This window comes from Desulforamulus aquiferis (genome assembly GCF_030577015.1).
Classification (GTDB): Bacteria; Bacillota; Desulfotomaculia; order Desulfotomaculales; family Desulfotomaculaceae; genus Desulfotomaculum; species Desulfotomaculum aquiferis.
In genome coordinates this window covers 61,765-67,945 of record NZ_JARPTC010000024.1, presented here as the reverse complement: position 1 = coordinate 67,945, position 6,181 = coordinate 61,765, and the positions used below count along the sequence as shown (strand labels likewise).

Annotated in this window: 6 protein-coding genes and 2 rRNA genes; 6 read left to right on the top strand and 2 right to left on the bottom strand. The window is 39.3% G+C overall.

Going from position 1 to position 6,181, the window contains the following annotated elements:
• Positions 1 to 144 (top strand): 23S ribosomal RNA (locus tag P6N53_RS16190); the annotation flags it as partial.
• 207 nt (positions 145 to 351) lie between these two features.
• Positions 352 to 468: ribosomal RNA gene (gene rrf / locus P6N53_RS16185) — 5S ribosomal RNA — on the top strand.
• 143 nt (positions 469 to 611) lie between these two features.
• Here rrf and P6N53_RS16180 read toward each other — a convergent pair.
• Together P6N53_RS16180 and P6N53_RS16175 are read right to left on the bottom strand one after the other, a co-directional pair.
• Positions 612 to 1,769: a YibE/F family protein gene (locus tag P6N53_RS16180; RefSeq protein ID WP_304545029.1), complete on the bottom strand. Its 1,158-nt coding sequence runs from the start codon at positions 1,767 to 1,769 to the stop codon at positions 612 to 614.
• A 96-nt stretch (positions 1,770 to 1,865) separates the two neighbouring features.
• Positions 1,866 to 3,374, bottom strand: a complete 1,509-nt coding sequence (locus P6N53_RS16175; RefSeq protein ID WP_304545027.1) for an alkaline phosphatase — start codon at positions 3,372 to 3,374, stop codon at positions 1,866 to 1,868.
• Between the two features lie 218 nt (positions 3,375 to 3,592).
• Here P6N53_RS16175 and P6N53_RS16170 point away from each other — a divergent pair, with 218 nt between their 5' ends.
• From P6N53_RS16170 to P6N53_RS16155, 4 genes are all read left to right on the top strand, one after another.
• Entirely contained in the window at positions 3,593 to 4,075 is a 483-nt protein-coding gene (locus P6N53_RS16170) for an iron-sulfur cluster assembly scaffold protein (protein ID WP_304545025.1), read from the top strand.
• A gap of 37 nt (positions 4,076 to 4,112) precedes the next feature.
• Complete coding sequence (locus tag P6N53_RS16165; protein ID WP_304545024.1) at positions 4,113 to 4,529, top strand: MOSC domain-containing protein; 417 nt, start codon at positions 4,113 to 4,115, stop codon at positions 4,527 to 4,529.
• 244 nt (positions 4,530 to 4,773) lie between these two features.
• The gene (locus P6N53_RS16160; protein ID WP_304545022.1) at positions 4,774 to 5,442 is read left to right on the top strand and encodes a Crp/Fnr family transcriptional regulator; all 669 of its coding nucleotides are present in this window, start codon (positions 4,774 to 4,776) and stop codon (positions 5,440 to 5,442) included.
• 313 nt (positions 5,443 to 5,755) lie between these two features.
• A complete protein-coding gene (locus P6N53_RS16155) occupies positions 5,756 to 6,178 on the top strand; it encodes a hypothetical protein (protein ID WP_304545020.1) in 423 nt (140 codons plus the stop codon).
• The last annotated feature ends 3 nt before the right edge of the window (positions 6,179 to 6,181 follow it).

Sequence of the window (6,181 nt, the reverse complement as noted above, 5' to 3'; positions counted from 1 at the left end):
TAAGCGCGAAGCCTCCTTCAAGATGAGGTTTCCCACTACGCAAGTAGGTAAGACCCCATGAAGACTACATGGTAGATAGGCCGGGGGTGTAAGGGCAGCAATGCCTGCAGCCGACCGGTACTAATAGGTCGAGGTCTTGACCTAAATCAAGAAAATATATACGACGACAAACTTTAATCTGTTCAGTTTTCAGGGAACACCTTGTCACTGTTGTCACTGGGACGGTTCTAGTGACAGTAATCGTCTCCAATACACTGAAAGCTGTCACTAGAACCGTCCCTGTGACAGGAACATGAAAATTGTCAGGAGAACCGTCCCTGTGACAGGGGATTGTGAGAATTGCATAAGATTTCTGGTGGCGATACCGGAGGGGGTACACCTGTTCCCATCCCGAACACAGCAGTTAAGCCCTCCAGGGCCGATGGTACTTGGGACGCAAGTCCCTGGGAGAGTAGGTCGTCGCCAGAGTAATTTTACAAAACCCGCTGTCTTTTGATTAAGACGGCGGGTTTCTTAATGTTTGGACTGTCTGTAAATGTCACAACTGTCACTAGAACCGTCCCCGTGACAGTCGAACCGTCCCCGTGACAGTCCCAATGATAACACACATATTACAAGGGAATTTTTTGGTTGCTGCTGGAGGTTTTTGCTTTGTGGGTTAATAAGAGACCGGCTGCAATGGCTGTGAAAGGGGCTACTGCTACTAGTCCGAAGCTCCCTATTACTGTATGCATTATTTCTTTAGATACATATTTTAAGTTGAGTATATTGATTATGGGAGTTCCCTGGGCCATAAATACCATTAATAGTGCAATATAGCCACCTGTATAGGCAAATAACAAAGTAGTTGTCATGGTGCCTACCACAGCTCTGCCAACATTAAAGCCGGATTGTATAGCTTCGGCAGTTGATATATTAGGGTTGTTTTCTACTACCTCGTTAACGGCGGCAGCAATGTCTATGGCCAAATCCATAAGGGCACCAGCGGAAGCTATAAAGACAACAGCAATAAGGATATCGGTGAGATTTAGGTGTGCATACCCGGCATAGAGCAAGGTTTCTGAGTGGGGGAGTACTGCACCATGAATCTTAAATAAGCTGCCAAAGATAATTGCCAGTAAGCCTGTTAGTATTGTCCCCGAAAGGGAGCCGATTATGGCCGCAAGGGATTTTTTATTAAAACCTCCAACTAATAGAACAACAACCACGGTGATTATAACCACAAAGGTCAGCGAAATAGTTATAGGGTTCCAGCCCTTCAGTAGTAAAGGTATTAATAACTTCCAAATCATTAAAACTGTCAAAACAAATGAAAGTAGTGCTTTGACACCGGTCCATCTAGCGAACAAAACTAAAAATATGGCAAAAAGGCCAAATAAAAGGGCTTCTAAATTAATACGGTAATGGTCAATGATAGTTACATGCCTGATATTATTATCAGTGTAATCAATAACCACAAGGGCTTTATCACCTTGTACAAAAACCTTATCCACTTCTAGTCTGCCAACAAATCTGTTGTTAGCCTCTGTTATTTCCCCTTTGAAGGGACCATCAAGTATCTCTATTTTGCAAATTTGCTCACCCTGGAAAACAAAACCAATTGTACTTGAAACATTATCATTATTAACATCAAGTATCTTTGCAGCAGATCTAGTACTGTTAGGGTAGGCATTACTGGGGAACCCGGTAGGAATCATGATGAGAATTATTATAGCAATAGCAACAATAATATTAAAGATAAGCTCAGGTTTAGAAATATTCTTAAGCATAGTTTTGCCTCCAGCGAGATAATAAAAAACTGAGCGAGATAAAATCCCGCTCAAGGATAAATATAATGTACTTAGAATACCTGGATAAGCTTGAAATTAGATACCGGCTGCCTTCTTTAGTTGATTAAGCTTGGTTATAGCGGCCATTTTAAAGTAAATGTCGGTGTTGTCATAAAAGCCGTCGAATAAGTTGGCCCCAGTTCCAATGGCATATACTGGAACAGGAAGACCGGTATGTGAATAGGTGCTGAAATTTAAGCCTGCCCTATTGTTTACAATGTGCGAAAGGGTAACTGTAAGGGGTTCATATCCACCATATAGAACCATTTCTTGGTCAGTCATTTTCTTCTCGGTGGTGGGAATCATAGTTCTTTCTAGGGCTGCACGGAGTATGCTCATTTCATAATCTGTAAAGTTAGATATGCCATAGGCTTTTTTAATATCAGCCATAAGGTCTTCAAGCTTAGCATTCTCGCGGGTTGTGTTGTTTTTATAATTGTTAACAACCTTTTCGAATTCTACATAAGACATGGTGACCGGCTCAATTTTATCAAAGAAAGTGTCATAGCCTGTTCCGGCAAAGCCAATGCTCATGCCACCGCACTCATGGTCACCTGTAACGATAATAAGTGTGTCATTGGGATACTGTCTGTAAACCTTTAGGGCTTCTTCAATGGCATCAGCAAAAGCGACAGTGTCATGGATGGAAGCAGCCGCATCATTAGCGTGGTTGGCCCAGTCTATTTTCCCGGACTCAACCATCATAAAGTAGCCCTTTGGGTTATCTAGAACTTCAATACCTTTTCTTACGAAATCGGCCAGGGAAAGTTCGCCAGCTTGTTTGTTGCGGTCTAATTCGTAGTTCATAGCGGCGCCGTCAAGGACTGGATTGATAGCAACGGTTTTGCCCGAATTGTTGTTTAAAGCCAGTATTTCTTCCCTAGTATTTGCAACTTTATAACCGGCTTCTTTTACGAATTCTAGAACATCTTTATCTTCACCCTTTGGACCATATCTTTGCTCAAAGGATCCACCACCAAAGAAGTCGAAGCCGCTGGCAGCCAATTGCTGGCCAATTTCATAGGCTAAACCTCTGTTTGGCACCTTAGCATAAAAAGCCGCGGGTGTAGCATGGGTAATGGGAACACTGGTGATAATCCCGACTTTATAGCCAGCTGCTTTTAAATCTTCAGTAATGGGACTGTATTTAATGGTTTTTGTTATATCCATATTAATTACGGCTGACAGTGTTTTATTACCTGTCGAGAGGGAAGTGGCTGTAGATGCTGAATCAGGAATGAAAGAAGTGGAATCATAAGTTGTTGCTGCTCCATGGATAGGGAACTTTGAGAAGTTGAGTTCCTGGGGGACTACTTGTCCCGGTTTTGACTTGTTGCCAAGGTACATTTCTGCACTACTGACTTGGGCGTAGCTCATACCATCGCCAATGAATAGAAAAACATACTTGGGAGCTTTACCGTTATAGGTCTCTCCCTTGCTAGAATTGGCCACCCCTACTGTTGCTGGACTTGTCACTAGGGTTACTAGTAGAGCTACCACCACTAAAAGTGAAAGGATACCCGTCCAACGTGCTTTCATGGACATAATAGAAACACCTCCAATAATTATATGATTAGATATTAAAGGTCGGGGGTTAACCGGGCTTTAGATTCTAATTAAAATTATTAAGATGTTTATTAAAGTTTTGTTACCTTAGAAGTAACTTAAATAACTGCACTAAAAGTATTGAATAAACAAATTAATTAATATAGGATAATAGCTATAGATAAAAACATAAAAAAAATATAAGGCGGGTAATAACCATGGATCGTCAAGAGGGTAATAATTCATTATCCTATACTGAGAAGGCCCTTGAACACTTTTCTAATCCAAGAAACGTCGGTGTTGTAAAAGATTTCAATGGTAGAGGAGAAATTGGTGAAATAGATTGCGGTGATGTCTGTGAGGTTACACTATTTGTAGAGAATGAGATTATTAAAAGGATTAAATTTAGAGTGTATGGCTGTGCTGGGGCAATAGCTACTTCTAGTGCAGTTACAGAGCTGGCCAAGGGTAAGTCCTGTGAAGAAGCATTGCAGTTAACTGATAATGATGTAGTAGAATATTTAGGGGGATTACCGGAACAGAAAAAACATTGTTCCTTATTAGGAATACGTGCTTTAAAGCAATCTATTTATGACTATTGGCTGTACAAGCAGTTGTTAGAAACTGGCCAGGTTGCCAACCGTGCTGAACATGAGAAGATAAAAGAAGATCTTTTTCAGCAATTTGCCGATAAATATTAATTACAATTAAATATAGTAGAATGGATGGTGTGTTAAAATGGGAAAGGTAGTTTCAATTAATATCAGTTCGACCAGAGGTATAGAAAAGAGTCAAATTGAGTCAGTTAATATAATTAAAGGATGGGGCTTAGCAGGGGATGGGCATGGGGGTAATTGGGAAAGACAGGTGAGTATATTTCCTATAGAAGCTTTAGAATTGGTGCCGCCTGATAAAAAAGACGAGGTTTTAAATGGCGGTTATACTGAAAATATTACTATTGCTGAAGTTGACCTTGCTCATTTTTGTGTAGGCAGCAAAATAAAGATAGGAGAAGCAATAATTGAGATACTTCATATTGGTAAGGAAGAATATAAAGAGCACGGACGACCCTATATTGTTAGCCGGGAGGGGCGCTTCGGAAAGGTTGTTGATGGAGGTTTGGTTAGAGTAGGCGATGATGCCAGACTAATATAAAAGCCAACATTTGGGACTCCTCAATTGATTCTGAGGAGTCTCAATCATTAAAGTTGTCATAGTGGGATATCATTAGGATTAAATATATGATATGGTTATTTAAACAAAAAGAATTACATACTTAAGGAAAGAAAGATAATATAATCATCAAAGTTTATTGAACAGGCGGAAAGAAAGATATAAAATATAATGGTGAGAAAGTGTTGGAGACTTAATCAGGTCTTTTAGGAGGGACGTTGCCTACATGGAAAGCTTAAATTATGAACCTTTGGCTTTAGAAGAACACGAGAAAAACCTGATAAGGGAATACGGAACGGTAGTCAACTACCCTAAGGGTCAGATCATATTTGCAGCTGGTGATACTGCTGATCGTATTTATTTGATAGAAGAAGGATTTGTGAAAATATATCGTATAACTGCAGATGGCAGAAGGGTTACCGTTGGCAGCATGAGGCATCCAGGAGAGTTGATGGGCCTTGCAGAAACCCTTTACCATGGCGAAAGAACCTGCTTTGCAGGTGCAATCAACGATGTTACATTAGTTGTTGTCAGAAAGAACAGATTTGAAGAATTATTAGAACAGCATCCGACAATAGCTATAAAGGTTGCTAAAACCCTTGGGGTAAGAATGAGGGAAGCCGAAGGTATTATTCATGAGATGGTTTGTTGGCAAGTTCCTGGCCGATTAGCCATGTTATTAATAAAGATGGCTGAGCGGGCGGGTGTTGAAACGGTAAGTGGCACCAAAATTGATTTACGGCTAACCCACGAAGAGATTGCCTGTATGATAGGGACCTCAAGGCAAACCGTTACCTCCCTGCTTAATACATTTAAGCAAGAGAAAAGTATAGCAATAGAAGGTAGAGAAATGTATGTAGTGGACGTAGAAAAACTCAATAAATGGATAGTTTAAGCATAATAAAAACAGTGGTTAGAAGATAAATCTAACCACTGTTTTTATTATGCTTAAGAAAAAAATTAAGCTATGTTGATAATATGAGTTTGAATAAAGATTTAATTATAACTAGATACATATTAAAAAGAAACTGTCCTATATAAGACATAATTAATGTAAACAAGACGACTAAAATTATGTAAAAACAATGACAAAAATATAGTCGCAAGAGCGACATGAACAACTCGGGATATTTGATAAATTAATAACAAGCAAATTGAGCGAAAAACATTTGAAGGGAGGACTGAAGTAAAGTAGACAAGGTGGTGTAATGTCAATAATGCTTAAAGTTATTCAGTACTTAAGAGATCCCCATAGCAACAAAATCAAGAAATTAAAAAAAGAATATCAGGAACTTGATGAGTTGTCAAACATTGCAGTTGAGATTGGTGATGTAGCGGCATATAGGTCACTGCAAAAAGAAATGCGTGATGTATATTTTGATTACTTAACTGCAATAGTAGTTGACGCACTATACAACATAGTGCCACACGTGCTTATTATATGGCTTATTAGTATTAAATTTAAAACAGTAACAATTCCTATTATTAAATATGAGACCAGTGTTTTTGCTGCATACATGGTAGGGTACCTGAGTTTCATGTTGGGGAGATGGATGTTCAATTATATTAAACCAAAACTTTGTGCAAAAACAGACATTGTAGGTTTGGCAGGTCTACAAAAAATAAAATAATAC